Raw genomic sequence first — 20,961 nt, forward strand, 5'->3', positions numbered from 1 at the left:
CGCGAACCGCATGCGGGCCGTACGGAACGCTTCTGCATGCACAAGGGCCGCATCGTTTTCGATGCGGCCCTTGCTGTGCGCGTTTCGCGTTATGCGTTCGGCACGCTATTCAGCGGCCGGCGCCTCCTCGACGAGAGCGTCGACGGCGGCAGCTTCCTCGGCGGAAGCCTCAGCCGGAGCAGCCTCGGCGGCAGCAGCCTCAGCCTCGGCGGCCTTCTTGGCCTCGGCCTCGGACTTCTTCGCGAACTCCTCGGCACGCTTAGCCTTCTCGGCGGCCTTCGCCTCGCGCTCGGCCTTCTTCTTGGCCTCGGCCTCGGCGACGGCGGCGGCACGCGCAGCCTTCCTGGCTGCCTCGCGCTCGGCCACGCTCTCCTTGGCGGCAGCGCCGAACTTGTCGGCGAAGCGCTGGACGCGTCCACCGGTGTCGACGAAGCGCTGCTGGCCGGTGTAGAACGGATGGCAGACGTTGCAGATGTCGACCTTCAGCTCAGACTTCGTGGAGCGCGTCGTGAACGTGTTGCCGCAGCTGCACTTGACGGTGCACTCCCCGTACTCCGGATGAATTCCCTGTTTCATGGTTCTGGTTCTCCTTTACTGACCTTGGTTTCCGACCAAGGTGAAGACAAGCCTTTGCACTATAGCACACCAGCAGTCCGAATACCACTTCTTTGCGGAATAACTTCACGATACGGCAGCCCGCCGAAACGCGAAACGCGTCGAAAACAGCCGGCGCCGATCCTTACAGGTACGCTTCGTTGACGGGCAGGCCGTAAGCTGCGGCAATGCCGCGCAGGCCCTCGTCGGGAATCGTATTGAGAAACCGGTCGCCGCCCCCGTTCATCGCACGCGCCTGCGCGTACACCCCGGCAGCCTTCTCCACGGTCTGCACCACGCCGAACGCAGCATCGAAGCCGGGAGCCGCGCAGAATAGCCCGTGATGCGCCCATACGCACACGCCGTGATCGCGCATTGCGGCGGCGGTCGCGTCCGCGATCTCCGGGCCGCCCGGAACCATCCACGGCACCACGCCGACGCCGGCCGGGAACGCCACCATGCTTTCGAGCATGGCCTTCCACAACGTGCGCGTGAACGTGCGCGCGTCAAGCGGCAACACGTTCGTCAAGGCTATGACCTGGGTCGGATGGGCGTGGTAGAGCACGCGGTCCACCCCTGAGGAAGCATCCTTGCGCACCGAATGAACGGCGCAGTGGCTGGCGAACTCGCTGGTGGGGCGGCCGCCGTCCTTGAACCCCCATACGATGCGCCACGCGTCGCCCGCAGGAGCAATCTCCACGATGCCGGCGTTGCCGTCTGCATCGAGCGCGACGTTGCGCATGACGCGGCCCGCGCCCGTGACCATGAAGAACTCGCCGCTCAAATTCTCCGCGCGAAGGCCGAGCGGCACCCATGAGCTGGGGTTGTCGTAGAAAAACGATCGGCAAGAAGCCACCTCTTCGGGCTTCATGCGATACGACAGGTTGCCGCCGTTGCTTTCGTGCCACCCCTGCGCCCACCCGTCGGCGCACAGGCGCACGAACGATTTCGCGAACTGCTGCTGCTCCACGGCGACGCCGGAAACGGCGCCCTTCGCAGCCGAGACGCCCCGATCGAGCATCTCTTGAGCATCATCGAAAAAACCCATAGCCTCTCCTATCGTTCATGCGCCGGCGACGGCGCGCCAACGCCCGGCTGCTCTTCGTCATTGCGAATCCGCACGACGTACATCACGTTGGTGGCGGCTACCGTTTCGGCTCCCTGCGCGTCCGTACCCGCCGCCGGGCTGGTCAAAGGATCGCCTGCCGTGAACACGGCCAACTGCCCTGGGTTCACCAAACCGCGCTGCAGCACAGTGGCGTGCGCATGGTCGATAACGCAGCGCATATCGCCCTGCACGTCGCCGATCATAGGAACGACGCCCCAGTTCAACTGCTGCTGACGCATGACGCGCGAAAACGGCGTAACCGCGTAGATGGGCACGCGCGGACGCAGGTTCGACACCAGGCGCGCCGTGCGCCCCGACATGGTGGGGGCGACGATGCACGAGGCGCCCACGTTCTCAGCCGTCTGCACGGCCGCCATGCCCACCGCCAACGCGACGCGCGCATGGACGCGCCGCCGGTCGGGGGCGCGCTCTTCGAACAGGTACGGTTCGCTAGCTTCGGCGATGCGCGCCATCATGCGCACCGCAGCCACCGGATAGCTTCCCGACGCCGTTTCGCCCGACAACATGACCGCGTCGGTGCCGTCGTAGATGGCGTTCGCCACATCCCCAACCTCGGCGCGCGTGGGACGCGGGTTGCGAATCATGGAATCCAGCATCTGCGTGGCCGTGATAGCCGGCTTCGACGCACGGTTGCATGCGCGGATGATTTCCTTCTGGATATGCGGCACGCGGTACGCGGGAACCTCCACGCCCAAGTCTCCGCGCGCGATCATGATCCCGTCGGCGGCTTCGAGTATTTCCTCGATGTTCTCCACGGCCTCCGAGCACTCGATCTTCGCGATCAGCATGATGCCCGCTCCGCCGTGCTGGTCCAGGAAGTCGCGAATCTCGCGCACCCCGCGCGCGTCCCTCACGAAGGAGGCCGCGACGAAATCGACTTCCTGGCGAACGCCGAACAGCAAATCATCGCGATCTTGATCGGTCATAACCGGAAGCGGAACCGAAGTGCCCGGAAGGTTCACGGACTTGCGCTCTCCCAGCATGCCCGCGTTAAGAACCGTGCACAGAATGTCGGAACCCTCCGTTGCATCCACGCGCAACTCGATAAGCCCGTCGTCGATCAGCACGGAAGTACCCGGCGCAACCACGTCCGCCAAACCCGGACACGTATGAGAAACCCGCTGCGCCGTGCCCTCTATCTGGGCTTCAGTCAGCACGATCCGGTTCCCCGAGGCAAGCTGCACCGGCGCGCCGCCCGCCAAGCGGCCCGTACGAATCTCGGGTCCTCGCGTGTCCAGCAGCACCGCGCACGGGGAGTCAACCTCGTGGCATACCGCGCGCAAGCGCTCCATGCGCGCGGCGTGCTCGACGTGCGATCCATGCGAGAAATTGAAGCGCGCCACGTCCATGCCCGCCGCAATGAGGTCGCGCAGCGCGCCCTCGTCGTCGACCGCCGGCCCCAACGTGCACACGATTTTCGTTCGCCTAGCCATAGCCTCCCCGTCGTACGCCGTTTTCCTTCATGATAGCGCAAAGCGCCCGCTCCGCTTGCACGGAACGGGCGCTCTCGAAACGATTGCAAAACGTCTTTACACCTCGGCGACCCACAGGCCGTGCAGGTTGCAGTACTCGTACACCTTGAGCGCTTCGTCGCCCTCGGCCACGGCGAAATCGGCAACGGGAGCATCCTCGGGGGTGAGCTCGCGCATCTGGTAGCCGTTCTTCGTAACCAGGCAGATGAAGGTGATGTAGTGCTCCGGCGTCATGGGGTGCAGCGTGCTGCCCACCTCGACGTGGACGTTCGCGCCGTCGACGCTCACGACGGGAACGTGCTTCTCGAGCGCGGCGTCGGTGGTGTTGGCGGTAAGCTCGGTCATCTTCTCGCCGCAGCAAACCAGCGGAACGCCGGCGTCGAACGGCTTCACAGCGATGTTGCCGCAGTGCATGCACTTGTAAAACTTGAGATCCATATTCGGGCCCCCTTTAGCTTCGCGTACAGGTCTACCTGCTTCTTCCCAATGATAGCGCAGGGCCGATGCGCGGCGAGCGCACCGCGATGCTTGGAGCCGAACCGTAACGTCGTCGAAACGCCTCGCTTGCCAAGCACCGTACCCTTTGCTTCCTTAAATGTTACTCACTCTGTTGCATTTCAGGAAGACCCTGCTGAGGCTTTTTCACGACAATCGCATAAACCAACACGCCCACGCCTACCAGGATCAACGGAACGCTCAAAAGCTGCCCCATGGTAAGCCACCCGCCCCACAAGTAGCCCAGCTGCACGTCCGGTTCGCGCACGAACTCAACCAGAAAGCGGAAGCATCCGTACATGATCAGGAACAAGCCCAGGAAGGTGCCGCGCGGGCGAGCCGGACGCATCCGCGAGAGCAGGTAGAGCACGGCGAAGATAACGATTCCCTCCAGAAACGCCTCGTACAGCTGAGAGGGATGGCGCGGCATCGTTCCAGCGGCCCCACCGAACACCACGCCCCACGCGACGTCGGTGGGCGCACCCCACAGCTCGCCGTTCACGAAGTTCGCGCAGCGACCGAACAGCAGGCCAAGCGGAGCACCGATGCAGCCCAGATCGGCCAGCGTCAAATACGGGATGTTCGTCAGCTTGGCCGCCACGATACCCGAAAGAAGCGCCCCGATCAGGCCGCCGTGAAAGCTCATGCCGCCACGGTTGAACGCAAGGATCTCGGCAGGATGAGCCAGGTAGTAGCCATCGCCGTAAAACAAGACGTAGCCCAAGCGCCCTCCAAGGATCACGCCGACGATCACGCAGAACATGATGGTAAGCAAAGAATCCACGTCCACGCGCACGCGCCATCGGCGCGCTACGCGCCATACCACAAGCGCCGCGCACACGAACCCGAGCACGTAGGCGATGCCGTACCAGCGCACCGCGAACGGCCCGATAGCGAACGCAACCGGGTCAAGGCTTTGGTAGATGTTGTTGAGCATGAAGTTCCTTTCGCAAAAATCCGAGGCGAAGCGATCGCCTTCGGAAGCGAGGTACAGGGCCTACTCCTGGCCCATGCCAGCCCCCACCTCGATGGCGGCGAAGCGAACCTCGTCGCGCAGCTGAGGCGGAATGGGGTGCACGATGGAAACCGAGGCGTCGCAGTGCGGGCAGCGCAGCGTGAACAAAGCCAGGTCCGTCCGCAGGACCATCATGGCATCGTAGCGACATACGTCCAGATCGTTCGCGCCGCATGCAGGGCAGATTGCGCTTCGACTCATCGGTTCACGCTCCTTCGCTCGTTCGCCCGCCTTCTTTTGTCCTCATTGTAGCAGAAGCCCGCCAACGCGAACGCCGAACGACGTCCACGCCGACGGGCTTCACATCAGCACGAGGCGCGCCCCTCGCCCACTACGCGGTCGAGGAAGAACGCATGCACGCGCGCATCGTCGGTCAACTCGGGATGAAACGCCACGGCGAGCGCGCGCCCTTCGCGCACAGCAAGCGGCTCGCCGTCCTCGGCGGCACTGAGGACCTCCACGTTCGGCCCCCAATCGGCGAACCTCGGCGCGCGGATGAACACGCCCTTCACGGGGCCGCCCTCGATCCCGGCCCACGGCACCGCCGTCTCGAACGAGTCGATCTGCCGGCCGTAGGCGTTGCGCCGGATCCGCACGTTCATAAGAGCGAGCGGTTCCTGATCGGGCCGCGCGCCTTCGATGTCGCGCGCCATGAGGATAGCGCCGGCGCACGTGCCGAACACGGCCATCCCCTTCGCGAACGCATCGCGCAGCGGCTGGTACATGCCGTGGATGGCCAAGAGCTTCGCGATGGCCGTCGACTCGCCGCCCGGCAGCACCAAGCCGTCCAAGCCGTCGAGCTCGTGCGGCCAGCGCACGAGGCGCGTGGCCGCTCCCAGCCCGTCGAGCATGGCTCGATGCTCGCGGAACGCGCCCTGAAGCGCCAGGACGCCGATGGTTTTATTCATAGGTTGCATGGCCAGACCTCATAGGTTCACGCGGCGCGTCTCTACCAGCCGCGCTGGGCCATCAGCTCGTTGTCGGGGATATCGGAGATCTCGATGCCCACCATGGCCTCGCCCAGGTTGCGCGAAACGCGCGCGACAGTGTCAGGATCGTCGTAGTTCGTCGTGGCCTCCACGATGGCGCGAGCGCGCTTGGCCGGGTCGCCCGACTTGAAAATGCCGCTGCCCACGAATACGCCGTCGCAGCCCAACTGCATCATGAGCGCCGCGTCAGCGGGCGTGGCGATGCCGCCGGCCGAGAAGTTCACCACGGGAAGGCACCCGTGCTCGGCCACCCACTTCACCAGCTCGTAGGGAGCTTGCAGCTCCTTTGCAGCCGTGAACAACTGCTCGTCGCGCAAGCCTTTGATACGGGCGATGTCGGTCGTCACGGTGCGCATATGGCGCACGGCCTCCACCACGTTGCCCGTGCCCGGCTCGCCTTTCGTGCGGATCATGGCCGCGCCTTCGGCGATACGGCGCAAAGCCTCGCCCAGGTTGCGCGCGCCGCACACGAACGGCACGTCGAAGTCCCACTTGTTCACATGGTACTCGTCGTCGGCCGGCGTGAGCACCTCGCTCTCGTCGATGAAGTCCACGCCCAGGCTCTGCAGCACCTGCGCCTCCACGAAATGCCCAATGCGGCACTTCGCCATGACGGGGATGGACACGGCCTCCACGATTCCCTCGATCATGGTGGGGTCGCTCATGCGCGCCACGCCGCCGTGCGCGCGGATGTCGGCAGGGACGCGCTCGAGGGCCATAACGGCCACAGCGCCCGCATCCTCGGCGATCTTCGCCTGCTCGGGGTTGACGACGTCCATGATGACGCCGCCCTTCATCATCTCGGCGAAGCCGGTCTTCACTTTGAGCGTGCCATGCGCCTGTTCGGTCATCGAGCCGTCCTTTCATCGCGATCGTTCGAATAGCTGCCCGCAACGCGCCGACAGCATGCAGAGCGCGGCCGCACGAATGGCCGTGCGGCCGCGCTCGAATCCAAGCATGTACGATACCCGTTCCTGCGCCTCGACGCGAGCACGTTAACGCAACCGTAACGCGCGAAGCGAAGAACGGGGCTAGAGCAGAAACCGGTTCGGGTTGCCCTGTCGGGCCACGCAGCCTTCTTTGCGATCGGCCATGTGCGGCCCGTGCGTTAAAAAGTGCGTGCAGAAGCGGCATATCTCCTTGATGGCCGCATCGTAATCGCGCTCCGGGTTCAACAATACGTTGAAGTCCTGGCACACTTCATGCGTAGACCGCACGCAGGCTGCAAAGCGGCAGTCGGCAGGACAAGGCTCTCCGGGTATGTTGTGCGGGCAACGCGACATCATCTCCTCGTCGCATCCGCGCAGTTCCCAGCAGTTCGCCATATCCGCCTTCCCTTCAATCCCGAACGCTCACGGCTATTCAGCCGCGGGCACGACCTTCGTCACGCCGGGGACGCGCTCTTTCAGGATGCGCTCCACGCCGTTGGCGAGCGTCATCTGAGACATCGGGCAGCCCTTGCACGCGCCCTGCAGCTCGACCGTGACCACGCCGTCCTCGGCAACGTCGACGAGCTTCACGTCGCCGCCGTCAGCCTGCAGGCTGGGGCGAATGAGCTCGAGCACAGCCGCCACGTCGTTCTTATCCACCATAGGAATCGCTCCTTCGTCTGAATGGGTGTTATCAGGTGCCGATTCTACCACAGAGCCTTGGCGCGCACGGCCGAAGCCGGGAAATGCGGAGGAAACATCGACGAGGCGCATGGCGCTACGAAGAAGGCTTCCAATCCTTCCCCAGAACCAGCAGCACGTCCGTGTCGAACGTATAGAACCCCGCGTCGGCAACCGTACGGCCAAGGCCCAACGCGGAGACCACGGTTTGCGCGGCCGGCTCGAACGCGCCGTCCTTGTAGATGACCAGCGTTTCGGCGTAAGCGGCAGTGTCGGTATTGCCGGTTTCCTCGACCTTGAACCCCATGCCTGCAAGCGTTTGCGATATCTGGGCCGCCGCGCCGGTAATGCCTCCGCCGTTGCGGACGGTCAGGGTGAAGCTGGCCGGATCGACCGAGGCGATCTTCTTCTCGACCACCGGGTCTTGCCCCTGCTTCACCAATTCCATCATGGACGACCATGCGTCGGTTGAAGCCACGTAATAGGAGACGTTATCGCGCGTTGTCTCGTAACCGGGAACGAGGGCGCCCTTCACCGTAGACGCGTCCATGCCCCGCAGCGCATCGGCCAAGCCCAGCGCGTCTTTCGCTCCCATGTCGGTGCCGAAAGAACCCCCCACCTTGTCCAGCGTGGACAAGAAGGAAAGCGACCCCTCGTCAAGCAGGCGAAGAGACAGCGCCGCAAGCAACTCGCGCTGGTTGGCCGCCTGCACCTGCAAGCCTCCCGAAAAGTTCGACGCACGCAAAAACATAAGGGCAGCCTTGCCGTCGAGCGTCTGCTCCCCCGGAGATAGGTAGACGTCGCCCGCCGCCGGGTCGTCCACCTCTTCGGCTACGTTTACCTGCACGCCGCCAAGTCCATCGACCAGGCTCGCCACGCCGCCGGCATCGATCTTGACCAGATGCGACACGTTCACCCCGGCGAAGTTCGACACGGCTTTGATCAGGGACGCATCGCCTTCCTGCACAGCGGCGTCTCGAAGCTGATGGGGCTTTCCGTCTTTAAGCTGAACCTGCAAGGTGGCGGGTACGGACACGATGACCGCCGACCGCGCAGCTCGGTCCACCCGCACCAGGGCAAGCGCATCAGGCCCGGCTTGGGCGTTCGCCGCCCCCACCGGGTCCAAATCTGCAGCGACCAACGTGTAGAAGGCGTCGGCTGCCTCTTTCGGAGCGACAAGCGCCGACGAGGCGTCCGAGTTCTTGAGGCCTATCTTGGAATCGAGCGAACCGAAGAACGCGAACGTCCCCACGCCCGCCGCAACGACCGCCACCAAAACGACGCACGCGACCACCGCAACGAGACGCCGCATGCGCGCGCGGCGCTGGATGCCATGGGAGAACTCGCGCCTGCTCACGCGACGAGAGAACTGGGAAGCGCTCTCCCCGGACGACGTGTTCGGCAAAATGGTTTCCACGTAGCCGCGCGCCGCGCGCTTCTGCTTGCGCGCGCTCGAAAACCCGACGGAATCGGCGTTCATGCGCCCGCGCGAACGCCGCGGCACGTGCGTGCCCAGCGTAGCGGTGCGCAAACGGCGCGAGGTGATTTTGGACTGCGTTGCCGAAAAGCCCTTACGGCGCTTGACCATGTGCGGCCTCCGCTAACCGCGGATATCCGGCATACCGTCGACGGGCGCGCGGCGAACGCACGCCCCCAGATCGCCCAGCTTGCCAACGTAGTCTTCGTAGCCGCGGTCGATATGGCCGATGTTGTGCACCCGCGTCTGCCCCTCGGCAGACACTCCCGCAAGAACAAGCGCCGCGCCCGCACGCAGGTCGGTGGAGGACACGTCGGCGCCCTGCAGGCCCGCAACGCCCCTGACCAGCGCATGATGATCCTCGATAGTGATATCGGCTCCCATGCGGATAAGCTCGCTTGCAAACATGAAGCGGTTCTCGAACACGTTCTCGGTGATGACCGACACGCCCTCCGCGCGCGCGGCCAGCAGCATGAACTGCGCCTGCAGGTCGGTCGGGAAGCCCGGATGCGGCAGGGTCTGAATATCGATGGGAACAAGGGGGCGCGTACGGCTGACGGTGACCCAGTCGGCTCCGGTTTGCACCTCGCAGCCCATGGCGGCAAGCTTCATGAGGGCAACGCGCAGATACGACGGATCAATGCCGCGCACCGTAACGGGGCCTCCCGTGAGCGCGCCGCCCACCAAGAAGGTGCCCGCCTCGATGCGATCGCCCACCGTCGTGTGGTCGCAAGGATGCAGCGAGGAAAGCGGAACGCCCTCCACCTCGATGATCGAGGAACCGGCCCCGGCCACCTTCGCTCCCATGGACACCAGCATGTTCGCCAAGTCCACGATCTCGGGTTCGCGCGCGGCGTTCTCGAGCACCGTCGTGCCTTTCGCCGTCACGGCCGCCATAAGCAAGTTCTCGGTTGCGCCGACGCTGGGGAAGTCCAAAACGACGTCCGCTCCAACCAAGCCGTTCGGCGTGCGCGCCTCCAGGAATCCGTGGTCGATGGTGAACTCCACGCCCAGCGCTTCGAGCCCCACGAGGTGCATGTCGATTTTGCGCGCGCCGATCTGGCACCCGCCGGGCATGGCCACGCGCGCCCGCCCGAACCGACCGACCAGCGGACCCAGGACCGAAATGCTCGCGCGCATCTTGGATACCAGGTCGTACGGCGTTTCGAACTGCTCGACGTCGGTCGTGTCCACGATCAGCGTATGGCCGTCGCGTTCCACGGTTGCGCCCAAGCGGCGCAGCACCTCCGACATGATGCTGATGTCGGAGATGAGCGGCACGTTGCGCACGAGCGTTTTGCCCTGGCCCAGCAAGGCGGCGGCAATGAGCTTGAGCGCGGAATTCTTGGCGCCCGACACGGCCACTTCGCCCGCGAGCACGCCGTTGCCTTCGACAATGATGATCTCTTCTGCCATGGGTGTTCCTTAACGCCGAGGTGCGCGCCCTCGGCTTGACTCGTCTATGGATGCGCGCCGTGAGACGGCGCGTTCGGTTCGCAATGCGTCCATTATAGAAAGTGAAGGCCCGCATAATGCGGCCCTTCACAACGAAAGCAGAACGGCATGGGGGAATGTTGGTCGCGGTCGAATCGCGCGTCCCCCTTCCCCAGCAAGCCAGGGCGACGGCATCGAAACACGAGCGGCATCCGGATGCATTGTCGATCCAACAACACGTTTTTGGACGAAAAAACGTGTTTTTGGATCGACAATGACGGCGGCTGAGATGGTTTGGTGGACCCCCCATCGGATTTCACGCGAGAGCACGTCTTTTCCGACGCACAAAAAAGACCCGAAGCCGAAGCTTCGGGTCCCAGCTTTACCGGTAAGGAAAAGAGGGTTTACGCCTCTTCGCCCAGGACGAAGCGCTTGAAGTCGACGACCTTGATCTCGCCGCCCAGGTTCTTCGCGACCTCGGCCGTGTACTCGGCAACGGTCTGATCCGGGTTCTTGACGAAGGCCTGCTCCGTGAGCGTGCTCTCCTTGAAGAACTTCTCCAGACGGCCGACGGCCATCTTCTCCTGGATGGCCTCGGGCTTGCCGGACTCGGCAGCCTGAGCCATGTAGATGGCCTTCTCATGCTCGACGATGGCCGGGTCGACGGAGTCGCGGTTCGCGGCAACGGGAGACGCAGCGGCAACCTGCATGGCAACGTCGCGGCCGTACGCCTTGAACTCGGCGGACGCGGGATCGACGCCCTCGACCTCGAACTGCACGAGCACGCCGATCTTGCCGCCGCCGTGGATGTAGGACGACACGGCGCCGCCCTGCTCCACCGCAAAGCGGGAGAGCTGGATGTTCTCGCCCAGCGTGTGGATGGCGTCGGTCACGACAGCCTCCACCGTCTCGCCCTCGGCGTCGGCGGCCTTGAGGGCCTCCATGTCGGCGGGGTTGGCGGCCAGCGCAGCCTTGGCGATCTTCTCGGCGTACGCCTTGAATTTGTCGTTCATGCCCACGAAGTCGGTCTCGCAGTTCAGCTCGACAACGGCGCCAGCCTTGCCGTCCTCGGACACGAGCGCCATGACGGTGCCCTCGTTGGTGGCACGGCCGGCCTTCTTGGCAACAGCGGCCAGACCGCGGGTGCGCAGGACGTCGACAGCGGCGTCCAGGTTGCCGTCGGCCTCGACGAGCGCCTTCTTGCACTCCATCATGCCGGCGCCGGTCATCTCGCGGAGTTCCTTGACCATGGAAGCGGTAACAGCAGCCACGTTGTTCCTTTCTCTATGCGCCGCGCGCAAGCGCGGCCCTGGTCTGTCAAACGCCGCCGGTTTCGAAACCGGCGGCGCATTCGTTCATCTGAAAAGCAGGTTATTCGGCAGCGGGAGCAGCGGCCTCGGCCGGAGCCTCAACCTCTGCCGGAGCAGCCTCGGCCTCAGCCGGAGCGGCCATCTCGGCAACCGTCACAGGCGCGCCCACGCCGGCGATAACGGCATCGGCGATGAAGTCGGCCAGCAGGCGAACCGAGCGGATGGCGTCGTCGTTGGCGGGAATGCCGAAATCGACGTCGTCCGGATCGCAGTTCGTGTCGAGCGTGCCCACCACGGGGATGTCGAGACGACGGGACTCATGGATGGCGATGGCCTCGCGGTTCGTGTCGATCACGAACACGGCGTCGGGCACGCGCTTCATGTTGCGGATACCGTTGAGGTTGGTCTGCAGCTTGGACAGCTCCTTGCGCAGCAGGATCTGCTCCTTCTTGGGCAGCATCGCCATGCGGCCGTCGGCCTCCATGGCCTCCAGCTCCTCCATGCGGGTCACGCGGGAGCGGATGGTGACGAAGTTGGTCAGCATGCCGCCGAGCCAGCGAGCGTTCACGTAGGGCATGCCGCACTTGTTGGCAGCATCGGCGACGGCTTCCTGAGCCTGCTTCTTCGTGCCGACGAACAGCACGGTGCCGCCCTTGCGAGCGATCTCGGACACGAAGGTGTACGCCTGGTCCAGGCCCACGAGCGTCTGCTTGAGGTCGAGGATGTAGATGTCCCCACGGCTGCCGAAGATGTACGGCTTCATCTTGGGGTTCCAGCGACGGGTCTGATGCCCGAAGTGTGCGCCTGCGTCGAGCAGCGACTTAATGCCGACTTTCGTCATGACTTTCTCCATTCGTTAGTCCTCTGCCTGCGGTCATCCCCGAATCCGCAGCCTTTTTCGGTTGGCCACTGGCGGATCAGGTCGCGCAAGCATGTGTAATTAGAAACCGTTGAATCTTACCACAGAGAAAATGAAATGCAAGCACTTCTCGAAGATCGCATACATGAACGTCCTTTCGCGAGAAGCGGTTGACGCTCGCGGCTGTCGAGCCGGCCGGTCGGACGCCGGTTCGACAGCCGTACGCATGCGGTCACGAGCGGTACGCGCCTGCGCTGCGCAAGCTGAGCGCCACCGTGGACGCGTTGTGCAGAAGCGACGACGCCTGCGGGGTCAGAACCCCGCCGATGCCCGCCGCGAGCAAGGCCGAGTTGACCAGCATGACCTCTCTGAAGGATGCATCCAGACGCTGCGTCAGACCCTTGCTCAAGCGACTCAGCTCCACGATAGCCCCCAAATCTCCTCCCGCAAGCGTGATGTCGGCGACCTCTTTGGCCACGGCGGTCCCCTGCCCCATGGCGATCCCCACATCGGCTGCGGAAAGCGCGGGCGCGTCGTTCACGCCGTCGCCCACCATGACCACGCGTCGTCCCTCGGCCTTGAGCCGTTCGACGAACGCATGCTTGTCCTCGGGCAGCAGGTTGGCCCGGTACTCGGTCACGCCCGCTTCCCGCGCGATGCGCGCCGCCGTGCGGTCCCCGTCGCCCGTCAGCATCACCACGCGGCGAAATCCCAGCGCCTTCAGATTGGCCACCGCCTGCGCCACGCCTTCCTTGAGCGGATCGTAGACGCCGATGACGCCCACCAGCTCGCCGTCGACCGCCAGGTACAGCGGCGTGAGCCCTTCGGTTTCGGAAGCGATCCTCGCGCGCTGGTCCTCCGACACGGCAACGCCTTCGTCGCCCATCACGAAATGCTCCGACCCGATGACCACGCGCTTGCCGCCCAACGACGAGGCTATTCCGTGCGCCACGATGTACTCCACCTCGGCATGGCGCTCGCGGTGCTTGAGGTTCTTCTGCGCCGCCGCGCGCACCACGGCGCGCGCCACGGGATGCGGAAAGTGCTCCTCCAGGCATGCCGACAACCGCAGCACCTCGCGCCGGTTCCAGCCGTCAAGAGCCAAAACGCACGCCACCTCCGGCGTAGCCTCGGTCAAGGTTCCGGTTTTGTCGAACACGATCACATCGGCAGCGGCCATGGCCTCGAAGTGCTTCGCGCCCTTGACGGCGAAACCCGCTTTCGCGCTCTGGCTCATGGCCGAAAGCACGGCGATCGAGCTGGTCAGCTTAAGTGCGCACGAGTAGTCCACCATGAGCGCAGCCGACGCCTTCGTCAAACTGCCCGTGACCAGGGCAACCCCCGCCGCCAGCAGGAAGTTCCACACAACGATGCCGTCGGCGAGACGCTCCATCCGAGACTGGGCCTGCGCCTTGTTCGCCTCGGACTGCTCGACCAGCGACACGATGGAGCGCAGCTTCGTTTCGGCAGCCTTCGCGCGAACCTGCACGACGATCTGGCCGTCCTCCACGGCGGTGCCGGCGAACACGTCGTCGCCCTCGGCGCGCTCGACGGCAAGGGGCTCTCCGGTAAGCGAGGCCTGGTTCACCATCGCAACGCCGTGCACCACGCGTCCGTCGACGCATACGGGCATGCCCGTGCGCACGACAACCAAATCCCCCGGCTCGAGATCGGACGCGCGCACCTGCACCTCTTGGTCGTCGCGAAGCAGCTGGGCGGTCTCGGGCAGATCGAGCAACGCGCTGACAAGGGCACCTTCCGAGCGCGTGCGCGTGTACTCTTCCAGCGTTTCGCCCACATCGAGCAAGAACATGGTCTGCCCGGCCGTCCGAGGATCGCGCTTGAGAAACGACGTCCCGATAGCAGCGGCGTCCAGCACCGCAACGTCAAGGCGCGAGCGCCCGAGCGAGCGCAGACCCGCCCCCAGGAAGCGCCGGTAACGCCACGCCGCCGCAACGGCGACAAGCGGCCGGGGCACGAACCAGCGCCGCAAAACGTACAGGCCCGCAAGGCGCGCCAGGTCCATGAGAAGCGACTGGGAGCGCGGGGCAAGGTCAAGGCCGAAACCGGATCGAGCCTCGTCGATGCATTTCGCATCGATGGCGGACAGGCGCTCCAAAACCAGGTCCCGCGCTCCCTCGAGCGGGCGGTACGTCAAAGCGATGCTGCCGATGCGCGGATAGACCGACGCCTTCTCCACCGTTGGGATAGCCGCAAGCACCCGATACAGCGCGTCGAGGTCGGCGGAGGGAACCGGGCCGGCAAGCTTGACGCGCACGCGGCCCGGGAGTTCGTTCGCAATGGCGTACTGCATCGCGGCTACTTCTTTGATGCCTGAGCTGAATCCGCCTTGGACTTCGCCGGTTCGACCGCAGACGGCTCGTCGGCGGCAGCGGACGGCTCGTCAGCGAGCGATGCCTGCACGTTGATATAGGAAGCCTGGGCCACGATGTCGTCGACTTCGGCCTTGGCCTGCTCGACGATGCCCTCGTAGGCGGCCTTCGCTTGCAGCCCCTTCGCAACGCCCTGCACGTAGCACTTCTTAGCCGTTGGACCCGTCAGGGCCTTCGCCCCCACCGCCCCCAGCAACACGCCCGCCCCGATCAGCCAGCCGCTCTTCTTCGGGAAGTCCATGCATGCCCCTTTCTTGCGCTCGCGCGCATCGTTCGCAACATCCTTTACAGTTGCTTAAAGTTAACTTTTCTAGCATAATGAGAGCTCCGGTAAAAGTCAATTAAAGCTAACTAATATGAATCGATCGTTGAAAGGAGCCTCATGAAGAAGCATACGTTCTGGGCCTGGGCCGCCATAGCTTGCATGGCCATGGCCATGTACACGGGCAGGAAGCGCTCCTAGCGAAGCGACGTCAAGGAGAGCTTGGGGTTTTCCGCGCGCGATGGGCGCAGTTCCGCTACCATGAACGCAACAACATCCGCACCCTCCCCTTGCGCAGGCAACGCGAGGGACGGAACCGCAAGGAGCCCAGCATGAACATCAACAACGTCGCGTTCGAGAAATCGTTCGGCACCTCGCTGCAACTGCCGACGTCCACGTTGCCCGAAATCGCATTCGCCGGCCGGTCCAACGTGGGCAAGTCGTCTTTGCTGAACAAGCTGTTCAATCGCAAAAGCCTGGCGAAAGTGTCGCAAACGCCGGGCAAGACGGCCACCATCAACTTCTTCTCGTGCGACGGCGTGCGGTTCGTGGACCTGCCGGGCTACGGCTACGCCAAGGTGGCGAAATCCGAGAAGGGACGCTGGTCGGAGCTGATCGAAGGGTACTTCAACCAAGATCGCAACCTGGCGCTCGTGGTGTCGCTGGTGGACATCCGCCACCCCGCTTCAAGCCTGGATGAAAACATGATCGAGTTCTTGCAGGAGGCGGAACTTCCCTTCGCCGTGGTGCTGACGAAAGCCGACAAGCTATCCCGACAGCAGCAAATGAAGCAGAAGGCAGCCCTGAAAAAGCAGCTGAAGCTGCATGCCGACGTGCCTTTGGTGGTGTGCTCTTCCGAAAAGGGAACGGGCATCGACGAGCTGCGCACCGTCATCAAGAACGCCGCTCGCTAGGCTCTTCTCCGGATAAACCGCGAGGCGGGGAGACCGAAGGGCGCGTCAGCGCCTCCGGGTTCCCCGCCTCGTCGACAATGAACGATCGTTTACCAGGGTCGCACGATGATCATGCCGGGCTGCACGGGACCCTGCACCACGCCCACGCCGTACGTGGCCGCGTGGATCATCTGGCCGCCGCCGATGTAGATGCCGCAATGCCCGGCGTTCACGGCCACGTCGCCCGGCTGAGGATCGCTTACCTGGGGCCAGTTCATGAACGTGAGCGTGCTTCCCATGCGGCTGTAGCTGCCGCTCAGGCAAAACGACACGAAGCCCGAGCAGTCGTACGACGACGGACCTGCGCCGTAACTGGGATCGGTGTAGCCGTACGGCTTGCCAAGCTGGCTGTACGCGCGGCCCACCACCGAGCCCGCGATAGGCTCGTCGTAGTCGGGAGCAGGCGGGTTGACGCTGCCTCCGCCAGAGGATTCGCCGCCGTTGTTGCCGCCGTTGCCGTTATTGGAGCCCTGCTGCGCCTGATCGGCGGACGCGTCTACCGTGGCCTGGGCCTGCGCCTCGTAGGCCGCCAACTGCGCCGCGCGCTCCTGCTCGACGAGCGCCGCAGCTTCGGCGCTCAAGTTATCGTAGGTCGACTGCATGGCCGCCATGGTGGAAGCGGTTTCGTCTTTCGTGCGCAGAGCCTCGCTCGCCTTCTGCGCAGCTATGCGCTCCTGCTCGGCAAGCACGGCTTCCTGCTCCTGAACCTCGGCACGCAGATCCTTCGTCTGCTGCACCAGCTCGGCATCGCTTTCGTTGATGGAATTGAGCAGGTCCCAGTTGGTCGCGAAGGACCTGAACGACGTGGCCCCCAAAAGCAGGTCGAGCGCCGAGCTGCCGCCCGAACGATACATGCTGCGAGCGCGCGATCCCAAGCGATCCTGCAAATCGGCGATCTGAGCCGAAGCCTCGTCGATGCGAGCCTGCGCGTCATCGCGCTTCGCCTCGGCGTCCTTTTGAGCGGCCAGCGCGTCGTCGTACGCGTCCGCCGCCTTGCTGAGCTTTTCCTGCATGGAATTGAGCGAAGCCAGAGCCGCCTGAGCCTCCGCCTGCTTCTCGGCTGCGGAAGGATCTGCCAGGGCGATGCCCGGAACCATGAGGGATACGGCAAGCACCGTTGCCATGAATCCGACGAGCGCGCCCCTCGCGCGACCGCCCCGTGCTTTCTGCTGCATGTGGGTACCTCCACCTGCCATACGAAAACGTGCATGCAATGCGAACCAGTGTAGCAAATCGAACGCATGACGGCCGGGCGTTCGATCGATCGTTACAGAAAGGCCACAGCACGCACCATGCTGCGGCCGCCCGTCAATCCCGGCCTATCCCGTAAAGCCCGTGTCGGCGATGCGCCCCGCCCCGTCGGCGGCCGCCGTGGCAAGCTGGTCGCACCGCTCGTTTTCCGCGTGCCCCGCATGCCCCTTGACCCACACGAACTCCACGCGATGCGGCTCCTTCGCCTTCAGCAGGCGCTGCCACAAGTCCACGTTTTTCACCGGCTCTTTCTTGGCGTTCTTCCAACCGCGCTTGAGCCAGCCGTCAACCCAGTGCTGGTTGAACGCGTTGGCAACGTACTGCGAATCGGTGTAGAGCGTGACCTCGCAGGGACTTTTAAGCGTCTCGAGCGCCACGATAGCGCCCAGAAGCTCCATGCGGTTGTTCGTGGTGCGCTCGTAACCTTGCGAGAGCTCCTTTTCGTGCGTGCGCCCGTTGCGATCCACGAACCGCAGCACGGCGCCGTAGCCGCCCGGCCCCGGATTCCCGCGCGCGGACCCGTCGGTAAATGCATCGACCTTCAACAAGAAACATCCTTTCAAACGGAGGGACTCGGCAAAGAAACGTTCCGCCGGTTCGAGGACCGGCGGAACATGGCGCGCTACTTGTACTGGGACGGATGCTTCTCGAAGAAGTCGAAGCGCGGAGGCAGCTCGCGGATGCGGTGGCGGCCTTCGGTGATCTCGCCAGCGCTGCACAGCTCGTCGAAGCTCTCGAAATCGTAGTTCCAGCTAAAGAAGTCGTCGAACTCGAAGCTCAGGTAGTCGCAGATCTTCTCGGCCCCTGCCGGCACCACGGGATGCATGAGCAGCGTGGCGACGCGCAGCAAGAAGAACGAGTCCACGAGCACCTGGCGGCGCATCGCGTCGTCGCCGCCCTTCTCGACCGCGCGGATTCCGTCGGACCAGTACTTGTTCGCCCAGCGAATGAACTCGTCCATGATCGACATGATGGTATGCAGCTCGACGCGATGCATGGTGGCATCGTAGACGCGCAGCACCTCGTTCACCTTGTCCAGCACGGCCGGCGACACGGCGCCGAGCGGCAGATAGCCTTCGAAGTTCTTCTGAGCTTCGTAGAAGCAGCTGCGGGCAAGGCGGTTGAACACGTTGGTCAGAAGCGCGCCTTCTTTGAGCACGGGGTCCGCCACGCGCGAATCGGCCAGCTCCTCTTCCGTGGCCAGGTACGGCTTCGGCTTGAAGCCGACCGACTTCTGGTCAAGGCCGAGCGCCAGGAAATGCGCGCGCAGCTGCTCGACGGTGTAGTGCTCGAGCAGCGCATCGGCGGTAGGCGGCTTGACCGCGCCCGACGACGAGGCCTTCTTGTCGCCGAACAGGATATGGTAGTTGGCCACGAGGTTCGTCTGGCGAATGGGATGGTCGGTCTCGCCCGGCGCCAAGATGTCACCGGGACGCAGCGCCTCGATGAGCGCCGGCTGAGCAACGCCGTAGAAGTACAGGTTGTCCTGCCCGATGAACTGGTAAACCTCGGAATCCTCCGAGCACCACCAATCGCGCCAGCTGCCCCTGGGCAAGCCTATCTGGTCGTTCACGGCCATGGTGAACGACATGGGAGCCCACAGGCTCTCGGGCCAGCACCACACGGTCAAGCCTTCCAAACCTTCGATGACCGGGGCCTTGACCCCCCATTCGATATTGCCCGTGATGCGGAACGGCACCAAGGTCTTGCCCGTGCGGAAGCGGATTCCCGCGCGCGTCAAGACTTCGCGCGCCGCATCGCGCGCTTCGATGTCGGCGAACTCGATCTCGAAGCTCTGCTTTCCCTTTTCGGGTTCGCGCAGCTCGTGTGCGGGAAGATCGCTCGCGATCTGCTCGTACGCCGCGCGCTCGTCGTTCTTGATGTAGACCACGGGCGGAACCAGGAACTCCTTGATGGTTTTCGGCACGATGGCGCGCACCTCGGAGTCGGCCTCGAGGCGAGCCACGTGGTCGCGAAGGAAGCCGCCGAACGCGGGCAGGTCGAAGTACCAGTTTTCCACCGGCCGCATTTCGGGCGTGGTTCCCGTCAACGACGATTTCGGCGCGATCAGGTCCTCGGGCGCGTAGCTGTGCCCCAGGTCGCATTCGTCGGCGTAGCCGTGCTCGGACTTGCAGCCTTGCACGGGGCAACGGCCCACCACCTGGCGCCCGTTCAGGAACGTGCCGGCTTCCGCATCGTAGAACTGCAGCGTGGCGCGTTTGCGAAGATGGCCGTTCTCGTGCAGCTTCTCGATGAACTTCTCGCTGATCAGCTGATGCACGCACTTCGCGTAGCCCAGCCCCGACCCCTCGTAGATGGAAAGGCTGACGTTGTAGGAATCGAGCGTTGCCTTCTGCGCCTCGTGGTTCTTGCGAACGTACTCCTCGATGGTGCCGTCGAACTCCCCGGCTTCCACCAACTTGCGGTAACCCTCGTTGATGGGAGAGCCGAAGCAGTCCGTTCCGCTGATGAAGCGGACGTTGGCGGCGCCGATGCGATCGCGCAGGAAGCGGGCGAACGCGTCGGCCGGGACGAACACGCCCGCGATGTGGCCGAAGTGCAGCGGCTTGTTGCCGTACGGCATGCCGGCCGTGACGACGGCCCTCTTCGGCCAAGAGGGACGCTCGATGTTACTGGGCGATGTTGCCATCGTTCTCAAACTCCTTCAAAGCGGCGGCAAAGTCGCCGGCGGACAGGCTCTTGCTTTCGGTCATAAGGTCGAGCAAGCTCGACAGGGTGCTCTTCGTCGTTTTCAGTTCAACCGTGGAGTAGCGCGAGACGCCGGCCAGCTCGGCCGCCTTCGCCACCGCGTCCTCCTTGGTGCCGATTTCGTCGGCCAGCCCGTTCTCCACGGCGTCCATGCCGGTGAACGTCATGCCGGTGGCCAGCGCACGCACGTCGCTTTCGCTCATGCCGCGGCCCTCGGCAACGGTCTGGACGAACGTTTCGTTGATGCGCTCGACCATGTTCTGGTAGTAAGCGCGCTCCTCTTCGGAAAGCGGGCGCGTGCCGTAGCTGGAATCCTTGCTTTCAGACGACGTGATGTTGTCCACGTTGATGCCCAGCTTCTCCAGCAGCCCCGAAAGGTCGGTCACCTGCAGCGCCGTGCCGATGGCGCCGATGGCCGTGGTCTTGGCCGTGAAGATGTAGTCGGCCTGGCTGGAAATCTCGTAGGCCGCGCTCGCGTTCACGGAAGCGCTCGACACCACCACGGGCTTGCCGGTATCTTCCGAGAACTTCTTGACGTACGCCGCCATCTCCTCGCCGGCAGTAGCCGTGCCGCCGCCGGAGTTCACGCGCAGCACGACCGCCTTGATGTAGGTGTTCTGCGCAGCGCGATCGAGCTGGGCCTTCAACCCTTCGGGCGACGAGGTGGTGCCGTCGTACTGGATGGTACCGTCGATGTCGATGACCCCCACCGCATCCGAGGTCAGGAAGTCAACCTCGGACATTGAGGTTTCGCCGAGCGACCCGACGGCTCCAAGCGAGCCCATGGACGACGACATGATGGACGTGCACGACCACATGCTCATGGCTATGAGCACGAAAACGAGCACGACGGCGACGAGCGCCACGATCCATCCGCGTTTCTTGGGCTGCGGCTGCGGCGCGTAAGGCTGCGGCGCATAGCCGCCGGCAGGCTGCGGGGACGGCTGAGGCGCAGCAGGCTGCTGCCACACCTGCTGCTGCCAGTTGTTGTTTTCCTGGGACATGGGCC

At 64.3% G+C, this 20,961-nt stretch carries 21 protein-coding genes; 1 reads left to right on the forward strand and 20 read right to left on the reverse strand.

Going from position 1 to position 20,961, the window contains the following annotated elements:
• Positions 1–105: 105 nt before the first annotated feature.
• From rpmE to ACMNI9_RS00580, 16 genes are all read right to left on the reverse strand, one after another.
• Positions 106–576 carry a 50S ribosomal protein L31 gene (gene rpmE, locus ACMNI9_RS00505; RefSeq protein ID WP_114567886.1) on the reverse strand — a complete coding sequence of 157 codons (471 nt, stop codon included), beginning with the start codon at positions 574–576 and terminating at the stop codon, positions 106–108.
• Between the two features lie 163 nt (positions 577–739).
• A complete protein-coding gene (rhaD, locus tag ACMNI9_RS00510) occupies positions 740–1,642 on the reverse strand; it encodes a rhamnulose-1-phosphate aldolase (protein ID WP_418830267.1) in 903 nt (300 codons plus the stop codon).
• An 8-nt stretch (positions 1,643–1,650) separates the two neighbouring features.
• Complete coding sequence (gene pyk / locus ACMNI9_RS00515; protein ID WP_418830269.1) at positions 1,651–3,156, reverse strand: pyruvate kinase; 1,506 nt, start codon at positions 3,154–3,156, stop codon at positions 1,651–1,653.
• A 96-nt stretch (positions 3,157–3,252) separates the two neighbouring features.
• A complete protein-coding gene (locus tag ACMNI9_RS00520) occupies positions 3,253–3,633 on the reverse strand; it encodes a desulfoferrodoxin family protein (protein WP_216529791.1) in 381 nt (126 codons plus the stop codon).
• 160 nt (positions 3,634–3,793) lie between these two features.
• A complete protein-coding gene (lgt, locus tag ACMNI9_RS00525) occupies positions 3,794–4,627 on the reverse strand; it encodes a prolipoprotein diacylglyceryl transferase (RefSeq protein ID WP_216529790.1) in 834 nt (277 codons plus the stop codon).
• Between the two features lie 60 nt (positions 4,628–4,687).
• Entirely contained in the window at positions 4,688–4,906 is a 219-nt protein-coding gene (locus tag ACMNI9_RS00530; protein WP_114567881.1) for a UDP-N-acetylmuramoylalanyl-D-glutamate--2,6-diaminopimelate ligase, read from the reverse strand.
• A gap of 104 nt (positions 4,907–5,010) precedes the next feature.
• Positions 5,011–5,622: a pyridoxal 5'-phosphate synthase glutaminase subunit PdxT gene (pdxT, locus tag ACMNI9_RS00535; RefSeq protein ID WP_114567880.1), complete on the reverse strand. Its 612-nt coding sequence runs from the start codon at positions 5,620–5,622 to the stop codon at positions 5,011–5,013.
• Between the two features lie 32 nt (positions 5,623–5,654).
• Positions 5,655–6,545, reverse strand: a complete 891-nt coding sequence (pdxS, locus tag ACMNI9_RS00540; protein ID WP_114567879.1) for a pyridoxal 5'-phosphate synthase lyase subunit PdxS — start codon at positions 6,543–6,545, stop codon at positions 5,655–5,657.
• A 180-nt stretch (positions 6,546–6,725) separates the two neighbouring features.
• Positions 6,726–7,019: a hypothetical protein gene (locus ACMNI9_RS00545; RefSeq protein ID WP_114567878.1), complete on the reverse strand. Its 294-nt coding sequence runs from the start codon at positions 7,017–7,019 to the stop codon at positions 6,726–6,728.
• A gap of 33 nt (positions 7,020–7,052) precedes the next feature.
• The gene (locus ACMNI9_RS00550) at positions 7,053–7,286 is read right to left on the reverse strand and encodes a NifU family protein (RefSeq protein ID WP_114567877.1); all 234 of its coding nucleotides are present in this window, start codon (positions 7,284–7,286) and stop codon (positions 7,053–7,055) included.
• Between the two features lie 115 nt (positions 7,287–7,401).
• Positions 7,402–8,892 carry an LCP family protein gene (locus ACMNI9_RS00555; protein WP_418830274.1) on the reverse strand — a complete coding sequence of 497 codons (1,491 nt, stop codon included), beginning with the start codon at positions 8,890–8,892 and terminating at the stop codon, positions 7,402–7,404.
• A 12-nt stretch (positions 8,893–8,904) separates the two neighbouring features.
• Positions 8,905–10,197, reverse strand: a complete 1,293-nt coding sequence (gene murA, locus ACMNI9_RS00560) for a UDP-N-acetylglucosamine 1-carboxyvinyltransferase (RefSeq protein ID WP_216529789.1) — start codon at positions 10,195–10,197, stop codon at positions 8,905–8,907.
• Positions 10,198–10,619: 422 nt separating this feature from the next.
• Positions 10,620–11,486, reverse strand: a complete 867-nt coding sequence (gene tsf / locus ACMNI9_RS00565; RefSeq protein ID WP_114567874.1) for a translation elongation factor Ts — start codon at positions 11,484–11,486, stop codon at positions 10,620–10,622.
• Between the two features lie 100 nt (positions 11,487–11,586).
• Positions 11,587–12,366 carry a 30S ribosomal protein S2 gene (gene rpsB, locus ACMNI9_RS00570; protein ID WP_114567893.1) on the reverse strand — a complete coding sequence of 260 codons (780 nt, stop codon included), beginning with the start codon at positions 12,364–12,366 and terminating at the stop codon, positions 11,587–11,589.
• Positions 12,367–12,616: 250 nt separating this feature from the next.
• Positions 12,617–14,698, reverse strand: coding sequence for a heavy metal translocating P-type ATPase (locus ACMNI9_RS00575; RefSeq protein WP_418830278.1), 2,082 nt, complete (start codon positions 14,696–14,698; stop codon positions 12,617–12,619).
• Positions 14,699–14,703: 5 nt separating this feature from the next.
• Entirely contained in the window at positions 14,704–15,018 is a 315-nt protein-coding gene (locus ACMNI9_RS00580) for a DUF6110 family protein (protein ID WP_418830281.1), read from the reverse strand.
• Positions 15,019–15,371: 353 nt separating this feature from the next.
• Here ACMNI9_RS00580 and yihA point away from each other — a divergent pair, with 353 nt between their 5' ends.
• Positions 15,372–15,953 (forward strand): ribosome biogenesis GTP-binding protein YihA/YsxC, encoded by a 582-nt coding sequence (yihA, locus tag ACMNI9_RS00585; protein WP_123191743.1) that lies wholly within the window; start codon positions 15,372–15,374, stop codon positions 15,951–15,953.
• 89 nt (positions 15,954–16,042) lie between these two features.
• Here yihA and ACMNI9_RS00590 read toward each other — a convergent pair whose 3' ends face one another.
• From ACMNI9_RS00590 to sppA, 4 genes are all read right to left on the reverse strand, one after another.
• Positions 16,043–17,167, reverse strand: a complete 1,125-nt coding sequence (locus tag ACMNI9_RS00590) for a coiled-coil domain-containing protein (protein WP_114567871.1) — start codon at positions 17,165–17,167, stop codon at positions 16,043–16,045.
• A 144-nt stretch (positions 17,168–17,311) separates the two neighbouring features.
• Entirely contained in the window at positions 17,312–17,791 is a 480-nt protein-coding gene (rnhA, locus tag ACMNI9_RS00595) for a ribonuclease HI (RefSeq protein ID WP_371298129.1), read from the reverse strand.
• A gap of 74 nt (positions 17,792–17,865) precedes the next feature.
• Positions 17,866–19,893 (reverse strand): class I tRNA ligase family protein, encoded by a 2,028-nt coding sequence (locus ACMNI9_RS00600; RefSeq protein ID WP_418830285.1) that lies wholly within the window; start codon positions 19,891–19,893, stop codon positions 17,866–17,868.
• Positions 19,874–20,956 (reverse strand): signal peptide peptidase SppA, encoded by a 1,083-nt coding sequence (gene sppA / locus ACMNI9_RS00605; RefSeq protein ID WP_418830288.1) that lies wholly within the window; start codon positions 20,954–20,956, stop codon positions 19,874–19,876. The genes ACMNI9_RS00600 and sppA overlap by 20 nt, the downstream gene beginning before the upstream one ends.
• Positions 20,957–20,961: the final 5 nt, after the last annotated feature.

The sequence above is a fragment of the Paraeggerthella sp. genome (assembly GCF_048427265.1).
GTDB classification, from domain to species: Bacteria; Actinomycetota; Coriobacteriia; order Coriobacteriales; family Eggerthellaceae; genus Paraeggerthella; species Paraeggerthella hominis.

Excerpts from the sequence above, each read along its gene's own strand:
- rpmE (WP_114567886.1), bottom strand. The coding sequence starts at position 576 with ATGAAACAGGGAATTCATCCGGAGTACGGGGAGTGCACCGTCAAGTGC.
- rhaD (WP_418830267.1), bottom strand. The coding sequence starts at position 1,642 with ATGGGTTTTTTCGATGATGCTCAAGAGATGCTCGATCGGGGCGTCTCG.
- pyk (WP_418830269.1), bottom strand. The coding sequence starts at position 3,156 with ATGGCTAGGCGAACGAAAATCGTGTGCACGTTGGGGCCGGCGGTCGAC.
- ACMNI9_RS00520 (WP_216529791.1), bottom strand. The coding sequence starts at position 3,633 with ATGGATCTCAAGTTTTACAAGTGCATGCACTGCGGCAACATCGCTGTG.
- lgt (WP_216529790.1), bottom strand. The coding sequence starts at position 4,627 with ATGCTCAACAACATCTACCAAAGCCTTGACCCGGTTGCGTTCGCTATC.
- ACMNI9_RS00530 (WP_114567881.1), bottom strand. The coding sequence starts at position 4,906 with ATGAGTCGAAGCGCAATCTGCCCTGCATGCGGCGCGAACGATCTGGAC.
- pdxT (WP_114567880.1), bottom strand. The coding sequence starts at position 5,622 with ATGCAACCTATGAATAAAACCATCGGCGTCCTGGCGCTTCAGGGCGCG.
- pdxS (WP_114567879.1), bottom strand. The coding sequence starts at position 6,545 with ATGACCGAACAGGCGCATGGCACGCTCAAAGTGAAGACCGGCTTCGCC.
- ACMNI9_RS00545 (WP_114567878.1), bottom strand. The coding sequence starts at position 7,019 with ATGGCGAACTGCTGGGAACTGCGCGGATGCGACGAGGAGATGATGTCG.
- ACMNI9_RS00550 (WP_114567877.1), bottom strand. The coding sequence starts at position 7,286 with ATGGTGGATAAGAACGACGTGGCGGCTGTGCTCGAGCTCATTCGCCCC.
- ACMNI9_RS00555 (WP_418830274.1), bottom strand. The coding sequence starts at position 8,892 with ATGGTCAAGCGCCGTAAGGGCTTTTCGGCAACGCAGTCCAAAATCACC.
- murA (WP_216529789.1), bottom strand. The coding sequence starts at position 10,197 with ATGGCAGAAGAGATCATCATTGTCGAAGGCAACGGCGTGCTCGCGGGC.
- rpsB (WP_114567893.1), bottom strand. The coding sequence starts at position 12,366 with ATGACGAAAGTCGGCATTAAGTCGCTGCTCGACGCAGGCGCACACTTC.
- ACMNI9_RS00575 (WP_418830278.1), bottom strand. The coding sequence starts at position 14,698 with ATGCAGTACGCCATTGCGAACGAACTCCCGGGCCGCGTGCGCGTCAAG.
- ACMNI9_RS00580 (WP_418830281.1), bottom strand. The coding sequence starts at position 15,018 with ATGGACTTCCCGAAGAAGAGCGGCTGGCTGATCGGGGCGGGCGTGTTG.
- yihA (WP_123191743.1), top strand. The coding sequence starts at position 15,372 with ATGAACATCAACAACGTCGCGTTCGAGAAATCGTTCGGCACCTCGCTG.
- ACMNI9_RS00590 (WP_114567871.1), bottom strand. The coding sequence starts at position 17,167 with ATGCAGCAGAAAGCACGGGGCGGTCGCGCGAGGGGCGCGCTCGTCGGA.
- ACMNI9_RS00600 (WP_418830285.1), bottom strand. The coding sequence starts at position 19,893 with ATGGCAACATCGCCCAGTAACATCGAGCGTCCCTCTTGGCCGAAGAGG.
- sppA (WP_418830288.1), bottom strand. The coding sequence starts at position 20,956 with ATGTCCCAGGAAAACAACAACTGGCAGCAGCAGGTGTGGCAGCAGCCT.